This window comes from Ramlibacter tataouinensis, from assembly GCF_001580455.1.
GTDB classification, from domain to species: domain Bacteria; phylum Pseudomonadota; class Gammaproteobacteria; order Burkholderiales; family Burkholderiaceae_C; genus Ramlibacter; species Ramlibacter tataouinensis_B.
Map to the genome: position 1 here is coordinate 1,640,225 of NZ_CP010951.1, position 20,247 is coordinate 1,660,471.

22 protein-coding genes and 1 tRNA gene are annotated in these 20,247 nt (G+C 68.8%); 11 read left to right on the forward strand and 12 right to left on the reverse strand.

Annotated features, from left to right (window positions below):
- Positions 1-13 precede the first annotated feature (13 nt).
- Both UC35_RS07895 and dusB read right to left on the reverse strand, forming a co-directional pair.
- On the reverse strand, positions 14-253 hold the full coding sequence (locus UC35_RS07895; protein ID WP_061497815.1) for a Fis family transcriptional regulator: 240 nt from the start codon (positions 251-253) through the stop codon (positions 14-16).
- Complete coding sequence (gene dusB / locus UC35_RS07900; protein ID WP_061497817.1) at positions 250-1,296, reverse strand: tRNA dihydrouridine synthase DusB; 1,047 nt, start codon at positions 1,294-1,296, stop codon at positions 250-252. The genes UC35_RS07895 and dusB overlap by 4 nt, the downstream gene beginning before the upstream one ends.
- Positions 1,297-1,423: 127 nt before the next feature.
- Between dusB and UC35_RS07905 the strand changes: the two genes are divergently transcribed.
- On the forward strand, positions 1,424-1,891 hold the full coding sequence (locus UC35_RS07905; RefSeq protein ID WP_061497819.1) for a YqaA family protein: 468 nt from the start codon (positions 1,424-1,426) through the stop codon (positions 1,889-1,891).
- Between the two features lie 108 nt (positions 1,892-1,999).
- Here UC35_RS07905 and UC35_RS07910 read toward each other — a convergent pair whose 3' ends face one another.
- The 3 genes from UC35_RS07910 to ychF form a co-directional block, all read right to left on the reverse strand.
- Entirely contained in the window at positions 2,000-2,593 is a 594-nt protein-coding gene (locus tag UC35_RS07910) for a hypothetical protein (protein ID WP_061497821.1), read from the reverse strand.
- On the reverse strand, positions 2,577-3,200 hold the full coding sequence (locus UC35_RS07915; RefSeq protein WP_061497823.1) for a hypothetical protein: 624 nt from the start codon (positions 3,198-3,200) through the stop codon (positions 2,577-2,579). The genes UC35_RS07910 and UC35_RS07915 overlap by 17 nt, the downstream gene beginning before the upstream one ends.
- Positions 3,201-3,369: 169 nt before the next feature.
- The gene (ychF, locus tag UC35_RS07920; RefSeq protein ID WP_061497825.1) at positions 3,370-4,464 is read right to left on the reverse strand and encodes a redox-regulated ATPase YchF; all 1,095 of its coding nucleotides are present in this window, start codon (positions 4,462-4,464) and stop codon (positions 3,370-3,372) included.
- Between the two features lie 31 nt (positions 4,465-4,495).
- Here ychF and UC35_RS07925 point away from each other — a divergent pair, with 31 nt between their 5' ends.
- Positions 4,496-6,340, forward strand: coding sequence for a 7TM diverse intracellular signaling domain-containing protein (locus UC35_RS07925; protein WP_061497827.1), 1,845 nt, complete (start codon positions 4,496-4,498; stop codon positions 6,338-6,340).
- On the opposite strand, the gene UC35_RS07930 is transcribed toward UC35_RS07925, so the two are convergent.
- Positions 6,318-7,178 carry an MOSC domain-containing protein gene (locus UC35_RS07930; RefSeq protein ID WP_061497830.1) on the reverse strand — a complete coding sequence of 287 codons (861 nt, stop codon included), beginning with the start codon at positions 7,176-7,178 and terminating at the stop codon, positions 6,318-6,320. The genes UC35_RS07925 and UC35_RS07930 overlap by 23 nt on opposite strands.
- A 36-nt stretch (positions 7,179-7,214) precedes the next feature.
- On the opposite strand from UC35_RS07930, the gene UC35_RS07935 reads away from it, so the two are divergent.
- From UC35_RS07935 to UC35_RS07965, 7 genes are all read left to right on the forward strand, one after another.
- Complete coding sequence (locus tag UC35_RS07935) at positions 7,215-8,306, forward strand: FAD-dependent monooxygenase (RefSeq protein ID WP_061497832.1); 1,092 nt, start codon at positions 7,215-7,217, stop codon at positions 8,304-8,306.
- A 48-nt stretch (positions 8,307-8,354) separates the two neighbouring features.
- Positions 8,355-9,038 (forward strand): DsbC family protein, encoded by a 684-nt coding sequence (locus tag UC35_RS07940; protein WP_227820553.1) that lies wholly within the window; start codon positions 8,355-8,357, stop codon positions 9,036-9,038.
- Positions 9,035-10,792 (forward strand): M61 family metallopeptidase, encoded by a 1,758-nt coding sequence (locus UC35_RS07945; protein ID WP_061497836.1) that lies wholly within the window; start codon positions 9,035-9,037, stop codon positions 10,790-10,792. Before UC35_RS07940 ends, UC35_RS07945 begins: the two co-directional genes overlap by 4 nt.
- Positions 10,771-11,895 carry a DUF3108 domain-containing protein gene (locus UC35_RS07950; RefSeq protein WP_061497838.1) on the forward strand — a complete coding sequence of 375 codons (1,125 nt, stop codon included), beginning with the start codon at positions 10,771-10,773 and terminating at the stop codon, positions 11,893-11,895. Before UC35_RS07945 ends, UC35_RS07950 begins: the two co-directional genes overlap by 22 nt.
- A 109-nt stretch (positions 11,896-12,004) precedes the next feature.
- Positions 12,005-13,087, forward strand: a complete 1,083-nt coding sequence (locus UC35_RS07955) for a hypothetical protein (protein ID WP_145979376.1) — start codon at positions 12,005-12,007, stop codon at positions 13,085-13,087.
- A 66-nt stretch (positions 13,088-13,153) separates the two neighbouring features.
- Positions 13,154-13,747, forward strand: a complete 594-nt coding sequence (locus UC35_RS07960) for a hypothetical protein (protein ID WP_061497842.1) — start codon at positions 13,154-13,156, stop codon at positions 13,745-13,747.
- Positions 13,748-14,167: 420 nt separating this feature from the next.
- A complete protein-coding gene (locus UC35_RS07965; RefSeq protein ID WP_061497843.1) occupies positions 14,168-14,431 on the forward strand; it encodes a hypothetical protein in 264 nt (87 codons plus the stop codon).
- Positions 14,432-14,467: 36 nt separating this feature from the next.
- On the opposite strand, the gene paaK is transcribed toward UC35_RS07965, so the two are convergent.
- From paaK to UC35_RS07980, 3 genes are read right to left on the reverse strand one after another with little or no spacing between them, the layout of a single operon-like run.
- Positions 14,468-15,766, reverse strand: coding sequence for a phenylacetate--CoA ligase PaaK (gene paaK, locus UC35_RS07970; protein ID WP_061497844.1), 1,299 nt, complete (start codon positions 15,764-15,766; stop codon positions 14,468-14,470).
- Positions 15,767-15,824: 58 nt separating this feature from the next.
- The gene (gene paaI / locus UC35_RS07975) at positions 15,825-16,259 is read right to left on the reverse strand and encodes a hydroxyphenylacetyl-CoA thioesterase PaaI (protein WP_061497845.1); all 435 of its coding nucleotides are present in this window, start codon (positions 16,257-16,259) and stop codon (positions 15,825-15,827) included.
- Positions 16,259-17,062 carry an enoyl-CoA hydratase-related protein gene (locus tag UC35_RS07980; protein ID WP_061497847.1) on the reverse strand — a complete coding sequence of 268 codons (804 nt, stop codon included), beginning with the start codon at positions 17,060-17,062 and terminating at the stop codon, positions 16,259-16,261. The genes paaI and UC35_RS07980 overlap by 1 nt, the downstream gene beginning before the upstream one ends.
- Positions 17,063-17,158: 96 nt before the next feature.
- Here UC35_RS07980 and UC35_RS07985 point away from each other — a divergent pair, with 96 nt between their 5' ends.
- Positions 17,159-17,938, forward strand: a complete 780-nt coding sequence (locus UC35_RS07985) for an enoyl-CoA hydratase (RefSeq protein WP_061497849.1) — start codon at positions 17,159-17,161, stop codon at positions 17,936-17,938.
- Positions 17,939-18,007: 69 nt separating this feature from the next.
- Positions 18,008-18,084: transfer RNA gene (locus UC35_RS07990), tRNA-Met, on the forward strand.
- 106 nt (positions 18,085-18,190) lie between these two features.
- Here UC35_RS07990 and UC35_RS07995 read toward each other — a convergent pair.
- The 3 genes from UC35_RS07995 to UC35_RS08005 are packed head-to-tail and all read right to left on the reverse strand — an operon-like array spanning position 18,191 to position 20,115.
- Positions 18,191-18,421: a hypothetical protein gene (locus UC35_RS07995; RefSeq protein WP_061497850.1), complete on the reverse strand. Its 231-nt coding sequence runs from the start codon at positions 18,419-18,421 to the stop codon at positions 18,191-18,193.
- Between the two features lie 10 nt (positions 18,422-18,431).
- Entirely contained in the window at positions 18,432-19,364 is a 933-nt protein-coding gene (locus UC35_RS08000) for an electron transfer flavoprotein subunit alpha/FixB family protein (RefSeq protein WP_061497851.1), read from the reverse strand.
- A 1-nt stretch (position 19,365) separates the two neighbouring features.
- Positions 19,366-20,115, reverse strand: coding sequence for an electron transfer flavoprotein subunit beta/FixA family protein (locus tag UC35_RS08005; RefSeq protein WP_061497852.1), 750 nt, complete (start codon positions 20,113-20,115; stop codon positions 19,366-19,368).
- Positions 20,116-20,247: the final 132 nt, after the last annotated feature.

Consider the following 20,247-nt stretch of genomic DNA (forward strand, 5'->3'; position numbering starts at 1 on the left):
CGTGGACCGGGCCTCAGCCCTTCAGGAGCCTGTGTTCGACGAGCTTCTTGCGCAAGGTGTTGCGGTTCAGGCCCAGCCATTCGGCGGCGCGCGACTGGTTCTGGTCGGCCTTGGCCATGACGAATTCCAGCAGCGGCTTCTCCACCACCTTGACCAGCATTTCGTACATGCCGTCCGGCTCGGTGCCGCGCAGGTCCCGGAAATAGCCTTCCAGGCTGGCCCGCACGCATTCCTCTATGTGTTTTTTGCTCATTGCGCCTCCTCCAACGCCACTTTTTCACTGCCGCTCGCGGCGTCCGACTCGGGCATGCGGTCGCCCGCGGCTGCCAGGGCGTCGAAGAACTCCGCCACCGCCTGCAGCTGGGCGCCGCAGTCCTCGATGGTGTTCATGCGCTCGCGGAACGGCGCCGCGCCCGGCAATCCCTTGATGTACCAGCCGATATGCTTGCGCGCGCTGCGCACACCGGTGAATTCGCCATACAGCGCGTAGTGGTCCTGCAGATGGTCCAGCAGGAGCCGCCGCACTTCGCCCACCAGCGGCGGCGCCAGGCGCGTGCCGGTCGCCAGGAAGTGCGCCACTTCGCGGAAGATCCAGGGCCGCCCCTGCGCCGCCCGGCCGATCATGATCGCGTCGGCCCGCGTCGAGGCCAGCACCTCGCGCGCCTTCTCGGGCGTGGTGATGTCGCCGTTGGCCACTACCGGGATGCGCACCGCGGCCTTCACCGCGGCGATGGTGTCGTACTCGGCCTGGCCGCCGTAGCCCTGTTCGCGCGTGCGGCCGTGCACGGTGAGCAGCTGCACGCCCGCGTCCTCGAAGGCGCGCGCCAGCCGCACCGCGTTCTTGTTGGCCTGCGACCAGCCGGTGCGCATCTTCAGCGTCACCGGCACGCCACGCGGGGCGCAGGCCTGCACCACCGCCTGCGCGATGGCGAGCGCCAGCGGCTCGTCCTGCATCAGCGCGGAGCCGGCCCACTTGCTGCACACCTTCTTGGCGGGGCAGCCCATGTTGATGTCGATGATCTGGGCGCCGCGGTCGATGTTGTAGGCCGCCGCCTCGGCCATCATGGCCGGCTCGGTGCCCGCGATCTGCACCGCGATCACACCGGGCTCGCCCTCATGGTTGGCGCGGCGCGAGGTCTTCAGGCTGTCCCAGAGCTCGCGCCGCGAGGTCACCATCTCGCTGACCGCATGGCCGGCGCCGAGCTGGCGGCACAGGCGGCGGAATGGCCGGTCGGTGACGCCCGCCATCGGCGCGACGAACAGCTGGTTCGCCAATGGGTAGGGGCCGATGTTCATGCGCGGGCTGGGAAACGGTGCTGCTGAAAAATGAGGCACGATTGTATTCCGCTGCCATTTCAGGCGCTGAAATCGCCGGGCAGCGCGACGGGCGCGAACCGGCAGCGCTCCCTATACTCGCGTCGGCATGGAGTGGCTCGATCCCATCCTGAACCTGCTGGCGCTTCCGCGCTTCGGCCTGACCACGCTGTTCATCGCCTGCTTCGTGTCGGCGACGCTGCTGCCCGTGGTGTCCGAGCCCGCGCTCTACGGATTGCTGCGGCTCAATCCGGACCTGTTCTGGAGCGCCATCCTGGTGGCCACCGCCGGCAACACCCTGGGCGGCGTCGTCGACTGGTGGATGGGCTGGGGCGCGCACAAGGTGGTGGACAAGTACTCGCACTCCAAGTCGCACCTGAAGGCGATCGAGTGGCTGGAGCGGCTCGGGCCGAAGGCCTGCCTGCTTGCCTGGGTGCCGATCGTCGGCGATCCCCTGTGCGCCGTGGCCGGTTGGCTGCGCATGCCGTTCTGGCCCTGCGTGGCCTACATGCTCGTGGGCAAGTTCCTGCGCTACCTGATCTACACCGCGGCGCTGCTGTACGTGTTCCCGGCCTAGTGACGGCGGTGGCCGTGCTGTAGCGCACGCCGATCAGGCGGCGCCACAGCCCGGCACCAGGACGACCTTCACGATCCGGCGAAAAAGCAGGGCCTGCGAAGTGCGCGTTCAGCGCCGCACAGCGGCCTGGAATTCCGGGTCTTCCAGCAGCGTCCGGGTCAGCTGGCGGTACAGCTCCTGGTAGTGGTTGACCGCCATCGGCACCGCCTCCACGCCCACGAACGGGGCCTGCCAACTGGCCTGTGCGCGCAACTCCTTGGCGTACAACTGCGTTCCGCTTCTGGTCAGGGTCAAGCGCGCCGCCACCGTGCCGCTGGCGGTGCCGACGGGCACTTCGATCCGGCTGTCGGTCAATTCCCCGGCCAGCACCAAGGGTGAGGCCGGGTCGAGCAAGCCGGCTGCCCGCAGGTCGGCTGCCAGGCTTTCCTTGAGGTAGGCCGAGAACGAACTGCCGAACGGCGAGTGGACGGTGTTGGTGCGAATCGAAATGCTTTGGTCGAGCCCCGGCGGTTTGCCGGGCGCCAGCGCGAACTGGCCCAGCGCCAATGGCGGGATGCCGGCAGCGCGAGCCTTGCCGATGTTGTCGACGCTGGGGATCGGCGTGCCCATGGGCGCAATGGCACAACCGGCCAGCGCCAGCAGCGACGCGGCGGCGAACAGCGCACGCGCTGCCCGCCCCAGGGGTTCAGCGCAGCGCGCCATCGCGCGAAAGGTCCGCGAGCGTCACCCCCATCACCTGGCGCACCATGGTGCGCACCGCGTCCTCGATGTTGCTGGCCTTGTAGGCGTTGACCGGGCCATCCTTGGCGCCCACCGTCGTGTGTATCGCATGGCGCGCGGTCTTCACGACAGGCTTGCTCTGGCCTGGCGGCAGGTAGCTGACCGTGCAGATGTAGCCGTCGGTCACCTGTTGGCCTGCGGCCCCGAAGGTGAGCCCGGCAACGAAGCCCTTGGAAAAAGCGTCATCGCTGAGCGGGACGTTGTTCAGGGTCACGCTCAGCACGCCGCCGCCCGCGGCGGGCGTGTCTTGCAACTCGGAGAACAGTCCGGTGGAACGCACAGCCTCGCTCACCATGGGCTTGATATGGTCCGTGGCGCGTGCGTTGGCCGTCCCCTTGGTCTGGAACTCGAACAGCAGTTGCGCCGGCTTGGGCTGGGCCGGCTTGACGAACTGCGCGGACGGCGTGTCCTTGACGGAGCCGTCGACGTAGTGCGTCGCGCAGCCTGTGAGCAGCGCAAGACAGGACAGCAGGGCGGCGCCCAGGAAACGGCGAAGCGGCCGCGACGCGGCCGGTTGGAATGCGGACATGGAACCCCTCCTAGATTTGGTCTTGTGAGAACCCCCGCGGCGCAGGGGCTCGCCGAATCTAGCAGCAATCAGGATCCAGACGATACCGCCTGGATCAACGACAAAGCATTCAGGCGCTCGCTGCGCGGCCTGTACGCAACGCACAGCGCAACGCGCCGCGCGTACCGGCTCAGACGTTGAACAGGAAGTTCAGCACGTCGCCGTCCTTGACGACGTACTCCTTGCCTTCGCTGCGCATCTTGCCGGCGTCCTTGGCGCCCTGCTCGCCCTTGAACTTGATGAAGTCGTCGAAGGCGATGGTCTGGGCGCGGATGAAGCCGCGCTCGAAGTCGGTGTGGATCACGCCGGCCGCCTGCGGCGCGGTGTCGCCGATGTGGATGGTCCAGGCGCGCACTTCCTTGACGCCGGCGGTGAAGTAGGTCTGCAGGCCCAGCAGCTTGAAGGCCGCCCGGATCAGGCGGTCCAGCCCCGGCTCGTCCTGGCCGATCTCGGCGAGGAACATCTTCTTGTCGTCGTCGCTCATTTCGGCGAGTTCGGATTCGATCTTGGCGCAGATCGCCACCACCGGCGCGTTTTGCGCCGCGGCATATTCGCGCAGGCGGTCCAGGTAGGCGTTGTTCTCGAAGCCGCTTTCGTCGACGTTGGCGACGAACATGGCCGGCTTGGCGGTGATCAGGAACAGCTGCTTGAGGAGCTGGCGCTCCTCGTCGTTGAGCGCCAGCGTGCGCACCGGCCTGCCTTCATCGAGGTGCGCCTGGGCCTTGGTCAGCACCTGCACCAGCTTGGCGGCTTCCTTGTCGTTGCCGGACTTGGCCGCCTTCTGGTAGCGCGCCAGGCTTTTTTCCACCGTGCCCAGGTCGGCCAGGCACAGCTCGGTCTGGATCACTTCGATGTCGGCCACCGGATCCACCTTGCCGGCGACGTGGACGACATTGGGATCGTCGAAGCAGCGCACGACGTTGACCACCGCATCGGTTTCGCGGATGTGCGCCAGGAACTGGTTGCCAAGGCCCTCGCCCTTGCTGGCGCCCGCCACCAGGCCGGCGATATCGACAAACTCGACAATGGCTGGCACGATGCGCTCGGGCTTGACGATCCCGGCCAGCTGGTCGAGACGCGGGTCCGGCAGTTCGACGATGCCGACGTTCGGTTCGATGGTGCAGAAGGGATAGTTCTCAGCCGCGATGCCCGCCTTGGTCAACGCATTGAACAAGGTGGATTTCCCTACGTTGGGCAAACCTACAATCCCGCACTTCAAACTCATGGCCGTTCCACAAAGACAAGCGGGAAAGTGTATGCGATGCCTGCTGCGCGCCGCGCTGGCCTGCCTGGTGCTGCTGCTGGGATCGGCGCTGCCGGGTGCCTTCGCGGCCCAGCCGGCGCCCCTCGCGGTCGACCAGCTGCCGCCGGCGGCGCAACTCGAAGCCACCGAGCTCGGAAGGGTCTGGCTGGACCCGGCCGGCACCGCCACTTTCGAGCAGGTGTTGCGGCGCGGCGGCATGGATTTCACGCCCGGGCAGCCGGACCGCATCCACGCCTTGGGCGAACGCGGCCAGCTCTGGATGCACTGGCGCCTGGTTCGCAACCGCGACGACGCCGAGAGCTGGGAGCTGGTGTTCCCCATGCCCACGCTCGACGCGGTGACGGTCTACCAGCAGAACGACAAGGGCCAGTGGATCGCCCGCACGGCCGGCGACTCGCTGGCCGTCAGCGCCTGGCCGGCGCCGGGGCGCTATCCGCATTTCCGCCTCGACCTGCCGCCGGGGCAGGTGCGCGACGTCTACGCGCGCATCCAGCATCTCACGCCCGCCAATTTCCCGGTGGAGCTGCTTTCGGACACGGCCTACGACGACCGCATCCAGGTCGAATACCTGGGCCTCGGGATGGCGTTCGGCGCCCTGCTCCTGCTGGTGGCGGCCTGCGTCGCGCAAGCGCGCTTGTACCGCGACAGCGTCTACGCCTGGTATGCGGCCTATGCCGTGATCACCTCGCTGTGCGTCGCCGCCTACACCGGAGCTGCCGCGCACCTGCTGTGGCCACGGTTCGCGCTGCTGGGCGATGCGCCGCAGAGCATGCTGGCGCTGCTCGCCGGCGGGGCGGCCATGCTGTTCGTGCGCAACCTCATCGGCCTGGCCGGACGCTACCGCCTGCAGGACCAGCTGGTGCGGGCGGCGGGCCTGGCCGGCATCGTGCTGGCGGTGGCCTACCCGTTCATGGCCAAGCCCGCCGGGGTGGCCATGGTCGGGGTGTACGTGGCCGGCGCGACCTTCGTCAACCTGTGGGTCGCCTGGGCCGCCTGGCGGCGCGGCGACGTCGTCGGCGCCTGGGTGCTGGCCGCCTTCGTGCCCCTGTGCCTGGCCGTGGTGATCACCATGATGCGCGTCTTCGGTTGGCTGCCGGTGTTCTTCGCCACCCAGTACGCCGTCGTGGTGGCCATGGCGATCGAGGTGCCGCTGCTGCTGGTGGCGCTCACCATCCGCTCGCGCGAGCGCCACGGTGCGCAGATCCGCGAACTGGCGTTGTCGACGCAGGACGCGCTCACCGGCCTGCTGGCCGCGCACCTGTTCCACGACCGGCTGCAACAAGTCGTGGCGCGCTACCGGCGCCACCGCGACAACTCTGCCATCGTGTTCATCGACCTGGTGAACTACCCCGCGATCAAGGCGCGCTTCGGCACGGCCGTGGCCGAGCAGAGCCTGCTGCGCAGCGTGATCAAGTTGCGCCGGCTGCTGCGCGACGCCGACACCGTGAGCCGAATCGGCGAGGCCCGTTTCGGGTTGATCCTCGAAGGCGAACTGTCACGCATCGCGGTCACCGAGCGGGCGGCGCGCCTGATCGCCGCCGGGCTGATGCCGCTCAAGGGCCTCAAGCCCGAGGTCACGCTGCAGTTCCACATCGGCGCGGTGCTGCTGGAGGAACGCACGGCGGAGCCCGAGGACCTGATGGACGCGCTGAACGACCTGCTGGCCGGCATGTCGCCGCGCACCCGCCGGCCGATCCGCTTCCTGGATCCTGAGCACACGCGGCCGGTATCGCTCGAACCGGACTCGTCGATTCTGGGCAGCGACAGCGGCCTGCCCGCGGCGGCGGCGGAATCGGTGCCGGCGGCGGCGCCGGTCAGAACCGCCAGCGTCCCGTGACGGCCTGCCCCACGCGCAGGACCTGGCCTTCGCCCTGGAGCGTGACGGCATTCATGCCGAAGGTGATCGCGCCGCCCATCTGCGGATTGGCGCGATAGGCGCGCAGCACCTCGCTCACGAAGGGCGCCGGTTCGGCGCTGACCGGATCGACGTCGGGAATCGTGCAGCGCGCGCAGGGCTTCACCGGGCGCAGCAGGACTTCCTCGTCCGCTGCGATGCGCAGCACATCCACGCGGTCCTCGTCCTGCGCTTCCAGCCCGGCCAGGACGATGTTGGGACGAAAGCGCTCGATGCCGACCGGCGCATGGCCGGCCGCGGCCAGCCGCCGGTTGAGCTCTGCGACCGATCCTTCGCTGGCCACCAGCAGCGGATAGCCGTCGCTGAACTGGTTGGCCGCCTCGACCTCGCCGGTCCACTTGCGGTCCGACAGGCGCCGGTGCTCGGGATCGAAGCGCGCCAGCCGCAGCGGCCGGCCGAGGAAGTCGCTGAACCACTGGGCGGCGACGGCGCCCATGTCCCAGGCCGGCACCTCGTCGTCCCAGACCCGCACCCGCATCGGCGATTCGGCGGCATCGACGGCCAGGTGCAGGGCCAGCATGCCGGGCGCGCGCAGCACCACCTCATGCACCTTCAGCTGGACCTTCACCAGCGCCATGCGCGGCAGTTCGCGCTGGCTGACGAACTCGCCGTCCGCGTCCACCACCATCCAGGCGCGATCCAGGTCCAGGCCGGTCTCGGTGAGGAGCGCTTCCTTCACCTCGACGCCCGCGCATGACTTCACGGGGTAGACGAAGAGGCGGGCGATGCGGGTGCTGACGTCGGACTCTGTGGTGCTCATGAGCCCGGATTGTGCCCGCCTCCTACAATCTCACCCATGGCCCTCGATGTGTGTATCCGCGGCGCCGGCATCGTGGGCCGGACCCTGGCCCTGCTGCTCGCGCGCGACCGGCTGCGCGTGGGGTTGGTGCGCGGCCCGGCGCCGGTCAATGGCGGCGGCGGCGACGTCCGGGCCTACGCGCTGAATGCGCAGTCCAAGGACCTGCTCGAACTGGTGCGCGGCTGGCCCGCCGAAGCCCACGCGACGCCGGTGGCGCGCATGGAGATCCACGGCGACGGCGGCGGCGAGCTGTGCTTCCGCGCCGAAGACCAGGGCGCACCGGCGCTGGCCTGGATCGTCAACGTGCCGGCCCTGCAGGAGCGGCTGGCCGACGCCATCGGCTACCAGTCGCAGATCCAGTGGCTGGACGCGCCGCAGCCGTCGGCCCTCACGGTGATCTGCGAGGGACGCGCCAGCGCCACGCGCGACGAATACGGGGTCAATTTCGAGGTCACGCCCTATCCGCAACGCGCCATCGCGGCGCGGCTGGGCTGCGAGAGGCCGCATGGGCACATCGCGCGGCAGTGGTTCAGCCAGGGCGAGATCCTGGCCCTGCTGCCGCTGGACGGCAACCGGGTCTCGCTGGTCTGGTCGGTGCGGGAACAGCGCGCCCCCGACCTGCTGGCGCTGGAGCCGGCCGCATTCGCGGCGCACCTGGAAGAAGCCTGCCATGGGGCACTGGGCCGCCTGACGCTCGAGAGCGAGCGCGCGGCCTGGCCGCTGCAGCTGGCGCGGGCCGACCGCTGGTGTGGCCCCGGCTGGGCGCTGTGCGGCGACGCCGCGCACAACGTGCATCCGCTGGCGGGCCACGGCCTGAACCTGGGGCTGGCCGATGCCAACGAGCTGGCCCGGGTGCTGCACGAACGAGACTACTGGCGAAACCCCGGCGACCTGCGGCTGCTGCGCCGCTACGAGCGCGCGCGCAAAGGTGACATGCTGGCGATGGGCGCGGTCACCGACGGGCTGCAGCAGCTGTTCTCGCGCGATGATGCGCCCTGGGGCATGCTTCGCAACTGGGGCATGACCGGCTTCGACCGCAGCGGGCCGATCAAGGGTTGGGTGGCCCGCCAGGCCATGGGACAGATTTGAAGTATGGAAATGACAATGAAATCGATCAGGAACGCAAGCGCATGGATCATGATGTCGGGCGCGCTGGTGCTCGCCACGGCGGCCCACGCGCAGGAAGCTGCGATCAAGAAGAACCTCGCTGAGCGCCTGCCGCAGCTGGGCAAGATCGACGAGGTGAGCAAGTCCCCGATCCCGGGCCTGTACGAGTTGCGCGTGGGCACCGAGGTGTTCTACAGCGACGCCGAGGGCAACTACCTGGTCCAGGGCAGCATCATCGACACCAAGCAGCAACGCAACCTCACCGAGGAGCGGGAAAACAAGCTGATGGCGATCGACTTCTCGGCATTGCCGCTGAAGGACGCCTTCACCATCGTGCGCGGCAACGGCAAGCGCAAGATCGCCATCTTCGAGGACCCGAACTGCGGCTACTGCAAGCGCTTCGAGCGCGAGTTGCAGAAGGTGGACAACGTCACTGTGCACATGTTCCTGTATCCGATCCTCGGCTCGGATTCGACCGACAAGTCGCGCAACCTCTGGTGCGCCAAGGACCGTGGGGCCGCCTGGCAGGACTGGATGGTGCGCGACAAGGCCGCGCCCAACGCGCAGTGCGACACCGCGGCGCTCACACGCAACGTCGAGTTCGGACGCAAGTACCGCATTTCCGGCACCCCGACCATGATCCTGGCCGACGGCACGCGCGTGCCCGGCGCCGTGAGCGCGCAACAGGTCGAAAAGCTGCTGGCCGATAAATGACGTCGGCGGCCCGCGCGGCGAGCGTGCACTACCGGATCGAAGCGGCCGACCTGCACGCGCACCTCTATCGCGTCACGCTCCAGATCGACCAGCCGGCGGCGCAGCAGCAGGTCTCGCTGCCGGTCTGGATTCCCGGCAGCTACCTGGTGCGCGAGTTCGCCAAGAACCTGCAGCGCCTGAGCGCGCGCCAGGACGGCCGGCCGGTGGCGCTGCACCAGCTGGACAAATGCTCCTGGCAGCTCGAGTGCGTGCCCAGCAGCCCGCTGGTGCTCAGCTACGAGGTCTACGCTTTCGACAACTCGGTGCGCACCGCCTGGCTCGACACGCAGCGGGGCTTCTTCAACGGCACCAGCCTGTGCCTGAAGGTGCACGGTCAGGAAAGCACGGCGCATTCGCTCGAGCTCGCGCCGGTGGACGGGATGCCCCAATGGCAGGCGGCCACGGGCCTGGCGCCGCTCAAGGTCGGCAAGCGCGGGTTCGGCACCTACCTGGCGGCCGATTACGACGAGCTGGTCGACTGCCCGGTCGAGATGGGCGTCTTCTGGAGCGGTGAATTCAAGGCGGCCGGCGTGCCGCACCGCCTGGTGGTCGCCGGGGTCACAGAAGCCTTCGACGGCGATCGCCTGCTGGCCGACACGCACAAGATCTGCGAGGCGCAGATCCGCTTCTGGCACGACCGCAAGCGCCCGCCGCACAAGAACTACCTGTTCATGCTGAACGCGGTCGACGACGGCTACGGCGGCCTGGAGCACCGCAATTCCACGGCCCTGATCGCCTCGCGCCGCGACCTGCCGCGCGTGGGCGACGCGCGCCAGTCCGACGGCTACGTCACGCTGCTGGGCCTGATCAGCCACGAGTACTTCCACACCTGGAATGTCAAGCAGCTGCGGCCGGCGGAGTTCACCCACTACGACTACTCGCGCGAGAACTACACGCAGCTGCTGTGGTTCTTCGAGGGCTTCACCAGCTACTACGACGACCTGCTGCTGCGGCGCGCCGGCGTGATCGACGACGCCACCTACGTCAAGCTGCTGAACAAGACCATCAACCAGGTGCTGCAGACCCCCGGCCGCGAGGTGCAGCCGGTGGCGCAGGCCAGCTTCGACGCCTGGGTCAAGTACTACCGGCAGGACGAGAACACGGCCAACGCCACGGTCAGCTACTACACCAAGGGCGCATTGGTGGCGCTGTGCTTCGACCTCACCCTGCGGGCCGAGCGCCAGACCACGCTCGACGAAGTGATGCGCGGGCTGTGGCAGCGCTGCAAGGCCGGGCCGATGACCGAGGCCGACTTCGCCGCAGTGCTCAAGGAACTGGGTGGGCGCGCCTTCACGCGCGAGATCGCGGCCTGGGTGCACGGCACCCGGGACCTGCCGCTGGCCGAACTGCTGAAGGCGCAGGGCATTTTTGCGCTGGACGAGCCCGCCCAGCTGCAGCAGCGCCTGGGCATCCGCGTCGGCGAGAGCGGCGCCGTGCAGGTCAAGACCGTGCTGCGCGGCGGGGTGGCCGAGCAGGCCGGCATCGCCGCCAACGACGAGTGGGTCGGCGTCGAGGTGGCGGGCCAGGCCTGGCGTTTGACCAAGCTGGACGACCTGCTGCTGTACGCCGGCAATCACCGCAAGCTCACGGCCATCGTCGCGCGCGACCGGCGCCTGCTGCGGCTGGACCTGAACCTGCCGGCGGCCGCAACGACCTGGCGGCTGGTGCTGCGCGATGCCGCGCGGGCGCAACCGTGGCTGAGCGCACACAGCTGAGGGTCCGGCGGCCCTTCCGCTTCGCGGCCCTGGTCGCGCTGGTGATCTTGGTCCACAGCCTGGCTCTGGACCGGCTGTCCGACGCGCTCGAGGAACCGGCGCTGCTCAAGCAGATGGCGACGCCGATGTTCACCCGCGTGCTCCAGCCGCAGGAGCCGCCACCGGTGGCCGCGGCGCCCGCGCCCGAAGCGCCGCCCCCACCGCGACGCGCGGCGGTCACCTCGGTGGCCAAGAAGGCTGCGCCCAAGCCCGCCAAGCCGGCCTCGAAACCCGCGTCCGCCGCAGCACCCGAAGAAGTCGCATCCGCAGCGGCGCCTGCCGATGTCGCATCGGCACCGGCTGAACCGGCGTCGGACGCGGCTGTGGCCCAGCAGCAGGCCGCGAGTGCGCCGGGCCAGGGCGAGAGCATGGCGAAGGCGCCGGAGAGCGCGGCTTCGGCGCCGGCAGCGCCCCCGCATTTCGACAGCTGGCCGGCCGACACCCGTCTGAGCTACCGCCTGAGCGGTCTGTTTCGCGGCGGCGAGCTGTACGGCAGCGCTCGCGTGCAATGGCAGCGCGAAGAGGACCGCTACCAGAACCGCGTGGACATCGACGTGCCGCCCTTTGCCTGGTTCATCCTGACCAGCCAGGGGGATGTCACGCCGCAGGGCCTGTCGCCCCGGGCATATCAGGAACAGCGCCGCTCGAGCACGCGCAGCGTGCAACTGAATGCGGACGATGTGGTGCTCAATGACGGCCGGCGCGTGCCCCGGCCGCCGAGCATCCAGGACGCCGCCAGCCAGTTCGTCGAGCTCGCCCATCGCTTCGCGATGGGCCAGGAGAAACTGGAAGTCGGCCATCACATCGAGTTCTGGCTGGCGCGCCCCAACGGCGTGGACCTGTGGACCTACGACATCGTGGATCGGCAGGCCCTCGAGCTGCGCGGCATGGGTGTGGTCGAGGCCTTCCACCTGAAGCCGCGCCGGATCACCAACCCCCGCGGCAACTTCACGGCCGAGATCTGGTTCGCGCCGGCGCTGCAGTACCTGCCGGTGCGCATCCGCGTCAACATGGGTACGGAAGCCTTCGTCGAGCTGACCGCGGAGAAGATCGAGCAGCGCTAGCGCCGGAGGGCGCCGGTGACTGGCGGATACAAGTCGAAGGACCGCCTCGCACACGGGCGGGATCGGGATTGCGCAGAATGGGTTGGCGGACCAGGCGCCGCAACTTCGCATGAGAATCCCTGAAGCCGAAGCGATGGCTCACGCCTGGCAACTGCCGGAGCGTTCTTCCGGCGCGCCGGCACCGGCGGGAATCTTCCTGACCACCGCACTCCCCGATGAGTCCACGGCCTGGAGCAAGGCGCGCCGCGACGTCGGCGGCCTGCTGGGGCGGCTCGGCTATGCGTCCCTGCCGCTGCCTTCGACCTGGCGCTGGCGTGAATGGCTCAGGCTGGGGGACACGGCCCAGGCCATGCTGCCGAGCGGTGGCCATGTGCTCATCGAGTACCCCTTCGCCCAGCGCAAGCGATCCTTCCTGCTGCGCCTGCTGTGCCGGCGGCGCGGCCTGAAGCTGTACGGGCTGATCCACGACCTGGATTCGCTGCGTAACGCAGACTCGTCCGTGAAGCGCGAGGTGGCCATCCTCAAGACCTTCGACGGCCTCATCTCGCACAGCCCCGCCATGACCCGCTGGCTGCGCGAGCAGGGCGTCGCGGCACCCATCGCCGAGCTGGAACTGTTCGACTACTGCGCCGCCCCCGGCCCGGCGTGGCACGAGGGCGGCCTTGACACGCCGCTGAAGGTGGCCTGCGCCGGCAACCTGGCGCCGGCCAAGGCCGGCTTCGTCTACGACCCGCGCCTGGCCCAGCTGCCAGGGGTCGAGCTGTCGCTCTATGGGCCCTACTTCGAGCCGGAACGCATGCGCTCGCCCCTGAACTGCCTCGGCGTGTTCGATCCCGACCAACCCGCGCTGCAGGCGCGCTGCCATTTCGGGCTGGTCTGGGACGGGGACGATGTCGACAGTTGCGACGGCATTTCCGGCCGCTACATGCGCTACAACATCCCGCACAAGGTATCGCTCTACCTGGCGCTCGGCCTGCCGGTCGTGGTGTGGCGCGAAGCCGCGGCCGCGTCGTTCGTGCAGGCGCATCGGATTGGCCTCACGGTGGGCAGCCTGCGCGAGCTGGGCGCCATCCCGGCCCGGCTGTCCTCCCCGGAGTACCTGGAGATGGCCGCCAACGCGATGGCGCTGGGCCGGGAGGTGCGGCGCGGGGCCTTCCTGCACCGGGCGCTGCAGGCGCTGGCGGGCGCCTGAACCGGAGCGGGCGGCCGGTGCGGCCGGCATCGCCGCCAGATGAAGGAAGATTTATCATCGCCGTCCATGCACCCTCGCCCGCGCGACATCGCGCAAATCCGGCTGGACAACGCGATGGCGCTGTTCGACGAGTTCGTGCGCAGCACGGTCAAAGACCCCGACATCGCCACGCTCCGGGGACTGGAGCGCCGCTTTGCCGAGCGGCTCCAGATCCAGCCCAGCTACTGGAGCCAGATCAAGAGCCGCTCGCGCCAGATCGGTGAGCGGCTGGCGCGCCAGTTCGAGCAGCTGTGCCACAAGCCGCCCGGCTGGATGGACCTGCCGCATGACGGCAGCGCGCCGGCCATGTCGCGGGGGACGCCGGCAGTGCCCGGCGCCACCCCCGCGCCCGCACCGGACAGCCCGCTGCCCCAGGACGAGGACGAGCGCTTCATCGTCGGCCTGGTGCTCACCTACTACCGCCGGCACCCGCAGCGCGCCCGCGCCCGGCTGCTGGACCTGCTGGGCGAGGTGCTGACCCCGCCCGCCACCGGGTCGCCGGCCGCCAGCCCGGCCGCGGCCCCCGCAGGGAAACGGCCGGCCGCGCCCCCGGCCGAGGACGGCAGCAGCCTGTGGCAACGCTCGCAGCAGGGCGTGGCACCCCTCAAGCACAAGCGCTGAACGCCCGTTGGCGCCTGTCCGCCGTGTCGCGGCGAACACACAGGTGCGCGGCCGCTCGATAAATTCAGCTTGCCCAAGATAATCAATCGTTTATCATTTGCGCAAGTCGAGCCCGGATCTCGATGACGCCCTTTCTTCAACCTTTCACCGCATGCAGTTGATCTCTTACTCCGCACCGATCGCGATCCAAGCCCAAGGCCCCGCGCCCCAGGCTGCCGCTCTCGCATTCGGCGCGAGTCGATCGGCACTGCTTGCCGCCGGGGCCGCCGCGCCACCCACCTGACGACGATCTCGCAGGACAGCGCAGCGGCCCGTGGCATTGACCCCGGGCCGTTTTGTTTTTGGGCCCACCGCAGGAGAAATAACTCAACCAAGGCCGCCGCGCCAAAAGCGAAGGCGGCCACACAAGGAGCAAATGCGATGAGCAAGACCTTGACCTGGGCAGAGGCCAACACGGCCCGGCCCTTGTCCGCGACACTGCTGTACCTGGTGGCCGCCGCCCTGCGCGCGGCCAGCGAGCTGGCGAGCCGCCGGGCCCAGGCCCTGAGCGAAGTCCGGGATGAAGCCGCGATGGCCACCACCGTGGAGTTCCACGCCCTGCACCGCGAAGCGGGCGCACCGGAAGGCGCGCTCTACGTCGACGGGGTGCTGGTCGGCGTGATCGAGGGCGTCAAGCGCCTTTGACGGCGAAGGCCAGTCCGCTGAATCATCAGCGGACTACTACAGCTTGCGCTGGTCGATGACCCGCTTGGCCTTGCCCAGGCTGCGCTCGATGCCCCCGGCCGGGCGCAGCTCGATTCGCGCGGTGGTGCCGACGTACACCTTGATCTCGTGCGCCAGCCGCTCGGCGGCCGCGCGCGCCTGCTCGCTGTCGTGAAGCAGGTCGTGGCGCGCCTCCACTGCCACGGTCAGCGCGTCCAGCGGGCCGTCGCGCGTGAGAATGCACTGGTAGTGCGGCGCCAGCTCGCGGACCTTCAGGATCAGCTCCTCGATCTGGGTAGGGAACACATTGACGCCGCGCACGATCATCATGTCGTCGCTGCGGCCGGTGATCTTCTCCATGCGGCGCATGGTGCGCGCCGTCCCCGGCAGCAGCCGCGTGAGGTCGCGCGTGCGGTAGCGGATGATCGGCAGCGCCTCCTTGGTCAGGCTGGTGAACACCAGCTCGCCGAATTCACCTTCGGGCACCGGCGCGCCGGTTTCCGGATCGACGATTTCGGGATAGAAATGGTCTTCCCAGATCGTCGGTCCGTCCTTGGTCTCGATGCACTCGTTGGCCACGCCGGGTCCCATCACCTCCGACAGGCCGTAGATGTCCACCGCGTCCATGTTCATGCGCTGCTCGATCGCCGCGCGCATGTCGTTGGTCCAGGGCTCGGCGCCGAAGATGCCCACGCGCAGGCTCGATTCGCGCGGGTTCAGCCCCTGCCGCTCGAACTCGTCGGCGATCGCCAGCATGTAGCTGGGCGTGACCATGATGATGTCGGGCCGGAAATCGTGGATCAGCTGCACCTGGCGCTCGGTCTGGCCGCCGCCGAAGGGCACCACGGTGAGGCCCAGGCGCTCGGCGCCGTAGTGGGCGCCCAGCCCGCCGGTGAACAGCCCATAGCCGTAGCTCACATGCACCAGGTCGCCCGGCATCGCGCCCGAGGCGCGGATGCTACGCGCCATCACCGTCGCCCAGGTGTCGATGTCGTTCTTCGTGTACCCCACCACCGTGGGCTTGCCGGTGGTGCCGCTGGAGGCATGGATGCGCACGCACTCCTCGCGCGGCACGGCGAACATGCCGAAGGGATAGCTCTCGCGCAGGTCGGCCTTGCTGGTGAAGGGGAACATCGCCAGGTCCGACAGCTGGCGGCAGTCCTCGGGGCGCACCCCGGCCTGGTCGAACTTGGCGCGGTACACCGGCGAGTTCGCATAGGCCTGCGCCAGGGTGGCCTGCAGCCGCTTCAGTTGCAACGCGCGCAGTTCATCGACGGATGCCGTCTCGATCGGCTCGAGTTGCAACTTGCCTTTCATTGGATAACCTCCGCCCTGCGGGCTGCGGTGCTATGAGCCTTCGGAGCGGCCGTGCGGCTCATGTGGTTTCCGGTATCACCGTCCCCTGGATGTGCGCGCTCTTGCCGCGGAACATGGCCACCACCTCGCCGCGCTGGTTGGTGACCTTCATGTCATAGATGCCGTGCCGTCCCTGCAGCACCTGCTCGACGCCTTCGCAGCTGAGCACGTCGCCCAGCCGCCCGGGCTTGAGGAACTCGATGCTGCAGCCGGCCGCCACCGTCACCTTGTTGTGGCTGTTGCAGGCAAAGGCGAAGGTCGAATCGGCCAGCGTGAAGATCAGGCCGCCGTGGCAGATCTCGTGGCCATTGAGCATGGCCTCGCGCACCGTCATGCGCATGACGGCGCGGCCGGGCTCGCAGCTGACCAGCTCCATCTGCATGAATTCGCGGCTGGCGCGGTCGGCCGCGAACATCACTTCGCCGACCTTCGCGGCTGTCTCTTGCGGGGTCATCACTCTCCTTTGAATACAGGTGCGCGCTTTTCGAGGAACGCCTGCACGCCCTCGATGTAGTCGTGCGTGCGGCCCAGGGCCGATTGCGTGTCGCGCTCGAGGTTGAGCTGGGCATCGAGGTCATGGCTGGCGGCGGCGCGCACCAGCTTGCGCGTTGCGAGCAGGCCCTGGGTCGGCAGCACTGCGAGGCGCTGCGCCAGCTCCAGCGCCGCCTCGACGCAGTCCTTGCCCGCCGGCGCCACGTCCCAGATCATTCCCCAGTCCTTGGCCTGCTGGGCGCTGATCTTGTCGCCCAGCATCGCCGCGCCCATGGCACGCGCCACCCCGAGCTTCTTGACCAGGAACCAGGTGCCGCCGGCATCGGGAACGAGCCCCAGCTTGATGAAGGCCTGGATGAAGGAGGCGCCCGGCGCCGCGATGGCCAGGTCGCAGGCCATGGCAATCGATGCGCCGGCACCCGCCGCCACGCCGTTGACCGCGGCCACGGTGGGCACGCGCAGCGACTGCAGGCGGCGCGTGGTGGGATTGAAGGCCTGCTCGATGATCGGCCCCGGATCGGCCCGCTTCACCAGATCGGGGCCTGGCGCGAAATCGAACTCGGCCAGGTCGGCGCCGGCGCAGAACCCGCGGCCGGCACCAGTGATGACACAGGCGCGGATCGCCTTGTCGGCCTCGATGCGGTCCAGCGCAGCCCACAGCTCCTGGTGCATCGCGCGCGTGAAGCTGTTGAGCGACTGCGGGCGGTTCAGCGTGACGAGAGCCACGGCGCCGCGCGCCTCATACAGCACGGTCGGTTCGGTCATCGGTGTCTCCTTGCGCGGTCACTTTACCATCGGCTTTTCCGCTTGGCGGGTCCTTGCAGCGCTTGGGTATAGTGCCGCCAAGCACTGGAGAAACACATGGCCTACGAGGCGATCGAAGTCCGCACCGAAGGCGGCAAAGTGGGCGTGATTACGCTCAACCGTCCCAAGCAGCTCAACGCATTGAACGACCAGCTCATGGACGAGCTCGGCGCCGCGCTCAAGGCTTTCGATGCCGACGAGGCGATCGGCTGCATCGTCGTCACCGGCAGCGAGAAGGCGTTCGCCGCCGGGGCCGACATCGGCACGCTCAGGAAGTACGACTTCGCCGACGCCTACAAGAGCGACGTCATCGGCCGCAACTGGGAGACGATCCGCAGCGTGCGCAAGCCGGTGATCGCGGCCGTGGCCGGTTTCGCCCTGGGCGGCGGCTGCGAGCTGGCGATGATGTGCGACTTCATCATCGCGGCCGACAACGCCCGGTTCGGCCAGCCCGAGATCAAGCTCGGCATCATCCCGGGCGCCGGCGGCACGCAGCGCCTGCCACGCGCGCTCGGCAAATCCAAGGCCATGGACATGGTGCTCACCGCGCGCATGATGGACGCGGCCGAAGCCGAGCGGGCCGGCCTGGTCAGCCGGGTGGTGCCGCTGGACAAGCTCATGCAGGAAGCGCTCGGCGCCGCACTGGTGATCGCGGGCATGCCGCGCGTGGCGGCGATGGCGGCCAAGGAATCGGTCAACCGCGCCTTCGAAAGCGGCCTGTCGGACGGGGTCATGTTCGAGCGCCGCATCTTTCACGCCCTGTTCGCCACGGCCGACAAGAACGAGGGCATGGACGCCTTCCTCGGCAAGCGCGAACCGGCTTTCAAGAACGCCTGACCCGGCTCGGTTGAGTCGCCCGCGAACGGCTATAATCAGTGGCTCGGCGCCATGAAAAAAGCGCCGGATGGCGCTTTAGCTCAGTCGGTTAGAGCGATGGAATCATAATCCACAGGTCCGCGGTTCGAGTCCGTGAAGCGCCACCAAGACACCCGAAACCCGCGCAAGGCTGCGCGGGTTTTTCTTTTTTCAGCCCATGCCTGAGCCCCGCGTCCGCAGTTCAGCGGCGCAGGGACGGCGTTTTGGCAGGTTTCAGCGTTGGATGCGGTCGGCCGCGCGACGGCCATCCGCGCCGGCCCCGGCGGGGCCCATCGGCAGCGGGTGGCCCAGCGCCATGGCGGCGCCGGCCTCGAAGGGGGACGGCAGCGCAGCGAGCGAGTCGTCCCAGGCGGGCTGATCGGATTCCGGCCAGACCTCGGCGGTCGCGTCCCACTCCCCGCGGCGGACGCGCAATTGCTGCAAGCATTGCCTCAGCAGTGCCATGGGCTCTCTCTCAGACCGCGTTCGCGAGTTCGGGAACGGCGGTAAACAGGTCGGCCTCGAGGCCGAAATCGGCCACCGAGAAGATCGGCGCTTCCGGATCCTTGTTGATCGCCACGATCACCTTGGAATCCTTCATGCCGGCCAGGTGCTGGATCGCGCCGGAGATGCCACAGGCCACGTACAGCTGCGGCGCCACGATCTTGCCGGTCTGCCCGACCTGCAGGTCGTTCGCCGCATAGCCGGCGTCCACCGCGGCGCGGCTGGCGCCGATGGCCGCGCCCAGCTTGTCGGCCAGCGGCGTGATCACTTCCTGGAACTTCTCGGCCGAGCCCAGCGCGCGCCCGCCCGAGACAATGATCTTGGCGGCCGTCAGCTCCGGGCGGTCGTTCTTGGCGATCTCGTTGCCCACGAAGGCGCTCTTGCCGCTGTCGACCACGGGCCCCAAGGTCTCGACCGCCGCCGCGCCGCCTTCGGCCGCGGCGGGGTCGAAGCCGGTGGTGCGCACGGTGATCACCTTCGTCTTGTCCAGGCTCTGCACCACGGCGATGGCGTTGCCGGCGTAGATCGGGCGCTCGAAGGTGTCGGCGGCATCGACGCGGGTGATGTCGGAGATCTGGCCGACATCGAGCTTGGCGGCCACGCGCGGGGCGACGTTCTTGCCGGCGGCGGTGGCCGGGAACAGGATGTGGCTGTAGGCGCCGGCCAGCGCCAGCACCTGCGCCGCGACGTTCTCGGCCAGGCCGTGCGCCAGGTGCTCGCCGTCGGCGTGGATCACCTTGGCCACGCCGGCGATCTTGGCGGCAGCGGCCGCGGCAGCGCCGGCGTTGTGGCCGGCCACCAGCACATGCACCTCACCGCCGCACTTGACGGCCGCCGTGACGGTGTTGAGCGTGGCGCCCTTGATGGAGGCGTTGTCGTGTTCGGCAATAACAAGTGCAGTCATCTCAGATCACCTTCGCTTCGTTCTTCAACTTGGCCACCAGCGTCGCCACGTCCGGCACCTTGATGCCGGCTGAGCGCTTGGGCGGCTCCGTGACCTTCACGATCTTCAGGTGCGGCTTGATGTCCACGCCCAGGTCGGCCGGCTTGAGGGTGTCCAGCTGCTTCTTCTTGGCCTTCATGATGTTGGGCAGCGTCACGTAGCGCGGCTCGTTCAGGCGCAGGTCGGTGGTGACCACCGCCGGCAGCGTGACCGACACGGTCTCCAGGCCGCCGTCGACTTCGCGCGTAACCTTGGCCTTGCCGTCGGCCACTTCGACCTTGGAGGCGAAGGTGGCCTGCGGCGCATCCAGCAGCGCCGCCAGCATCTGGCCGGTCTGGTTGCAGTCGTCGTCGATCGCCTGTTTGCCCAGGATCACCAGCCCGGGCTGCTCCTTGTCGACCACCGCCTTGAGCAGCTTGGCCACCGACAGCGGCTGCAGCTCGTCGGCCGTTTCCACCAGGATGGCGCGGTCGGCGCCGATGGCCATGGCCGTGCGCAGGGTCTCCTGGCACTGCGCCACCCCGCAGGAGACGGCGATCACCTCGGTGGCCACGCCCTTCTCCTTCAGCCGAACGGCCTCCTCGACGGCGATTTCGTCGAACGGGTTCATGCTCATTTTGACGTTGGCGATGTCGACGCCCGTGTTGTCCGACTTGACGCGGACCTTCACGTTGAAGTCGACCACCCGCTTGACCGCTACCAGCACTTTCATGGGTCTTTCCCTGTCTGATGACACTGACAGGAGGTTAAGCGCAGGCAGGCGGCGCGTGCCCCTCCCAATAGGAGGGGGACAGCGGATTTTCAGGCCCCCCGATTCCGCATCGTGCGCGGCCGGGCGGCTCAG

Bases quoted from the DNA above. Each gene is read 5' to 3' on its own strand.
- UC35_RS07895 (WP_061497815.1), bottom strand. From the start codon at position 253: ATGAGCAAAAAACACATAGAGGAATGCGTGCGGGCCAGCCTGGAAGGC.
- dusB (WP_061497817.1), bottom strand. From the start codon at position 1,296: ATGAACATCGGCCCCTACCCATTGGCGAACCAGCTGTTCGTCGCGCCG.
- UC35_RS07905 (WP_061497819.1), top strand. From the start codon at position 1,424: ATGGAGTGGCTCGATCCCATCCTGAACCTGCTGGCGCTTCCGCGCTTC.
- UC35_RS07910 (WP_061497821.1), bottom strand. From the start codon at position 2,593: ATGGCGCGCTGCGCTGAACCCCTGGGGCGGGCAGCGCGTGCGCTGTTC.
- UC35_RS07915 (WP_061497823.1), bottom strand. From the start codon at position 3,200: ATGTCCGCATTCCAACCGGCCGCGTCGCGGCCGCTTCGCCGTTTCCTG.
- ychF (WP_061497825.1), bottom strand. From the start codon at position 4,464: ATGAGTTTGAAGTGCGGGATTGTAGGTTTGCCCAACGTAGGGAAATCC.
- UC35_RS07925 (WP_061497827.1), top strand. From the start codon at position 4,496: ATGCGATGCCTGCTGCGCGCCGCGCTGGCCTGCCTGGTGCTGCTGCTG.
- UC35_RS07930 (WP_061497830.1), bottom strand. From the start codon at position 7,178: ATGAGCACCACAGAGTCCGACGTCAGCACCCGCATCGCCCGCCTCTTC.
- UC35_RS07935 (WP_061497832.1), top strand. From the start codon at position 7,215: ATGGCCCTCGATGTGTGTATCCGCGGCGCCGGCATCGTGGGCCGGACC.
- UC35_RS07940 (WP_227820553.1), top strand. From the start codon at position 8,355: ATGATGTCGGGCGCGCTGGTGCTCGCCACGGCGGCCCACGCGCAGGAA.
- UC35_RS07945 (WP_061497836.1), top strand. From the start codon at position 9,035: ATGACGTCGGCGGCCCGCGCGGCGAGCGTGCACTACCGGATCGAAGCG.
- UC35_RS07955 (WP_145979376.1), top strand. From the start codon at position 12,005: ATGAGAATCCCTGAAGCCGAAGCGATGGCTCACGCCTGGCAACTGCCG.
- UC35_RS07960 (WP_061497842.1), top strand. From the start codon at position 13,154: ATGCACCCTCGCCCGCGCGACATCGCGCAAATCCGGCTGGACAACGCG.
- UC35_RS07965 (WP_061497843.1), top strand. From the start codon at position 14,168: ATGAGCAAGACCTTGACCTGGGCAGAGGCCAACACGGCCCGGCCCTTG.
- paaK (WP_061497844.1), bottom strand. From the start codon at position 15,766: ATGAAAGGCAAGTTGCAACTCGAGCCGATCGAGACGGCATCCGTCGAT.
- paaI (WP_061497845.1), bottom strand. From the start codon at position 16,259: ATGACCCCGCAAGAGACAGCCGCGAAGGTCGGCGAAGTGATGTTCGCG.
- UC35_RS07980 (WP_061497847.1), bottom strand. From the start codon at position 17,062: ATGACCGAACCGACCGTGCTGTATGAGGCGCGCGGCGCCGTGGCTCTC.
- UC35_RS07985 (WP_061497849.1), top strand. From the start codon at position 17,159: ATGGCCTACGAGGCGATCGAAGTCCGCACCGAAGGCGGCAAAGTGGGC.
- UC35_RS07995 (WP_061497850.1), bottom strand. From the start codon at position 18,421: ATGGCACTGCTGAGGCAATGCTTGCAGCAATTGCGCGTCCGCCGCGGG.
- UC35_RS08000 (WP_061497851.1), bottom strand. From the start codon at position 19,364: ATGACTGCACTTGTTATTGCCGAACACGACAACGCCTCCATCAAGGGC.
- UC35_RS08005 (WP_061497852.1), bottom strand. From the start codon at position 20,115: ATGAAAGTGCTGGTAGCGGTCAAGCGGGTGGTCGACTTCAACGTGAAG.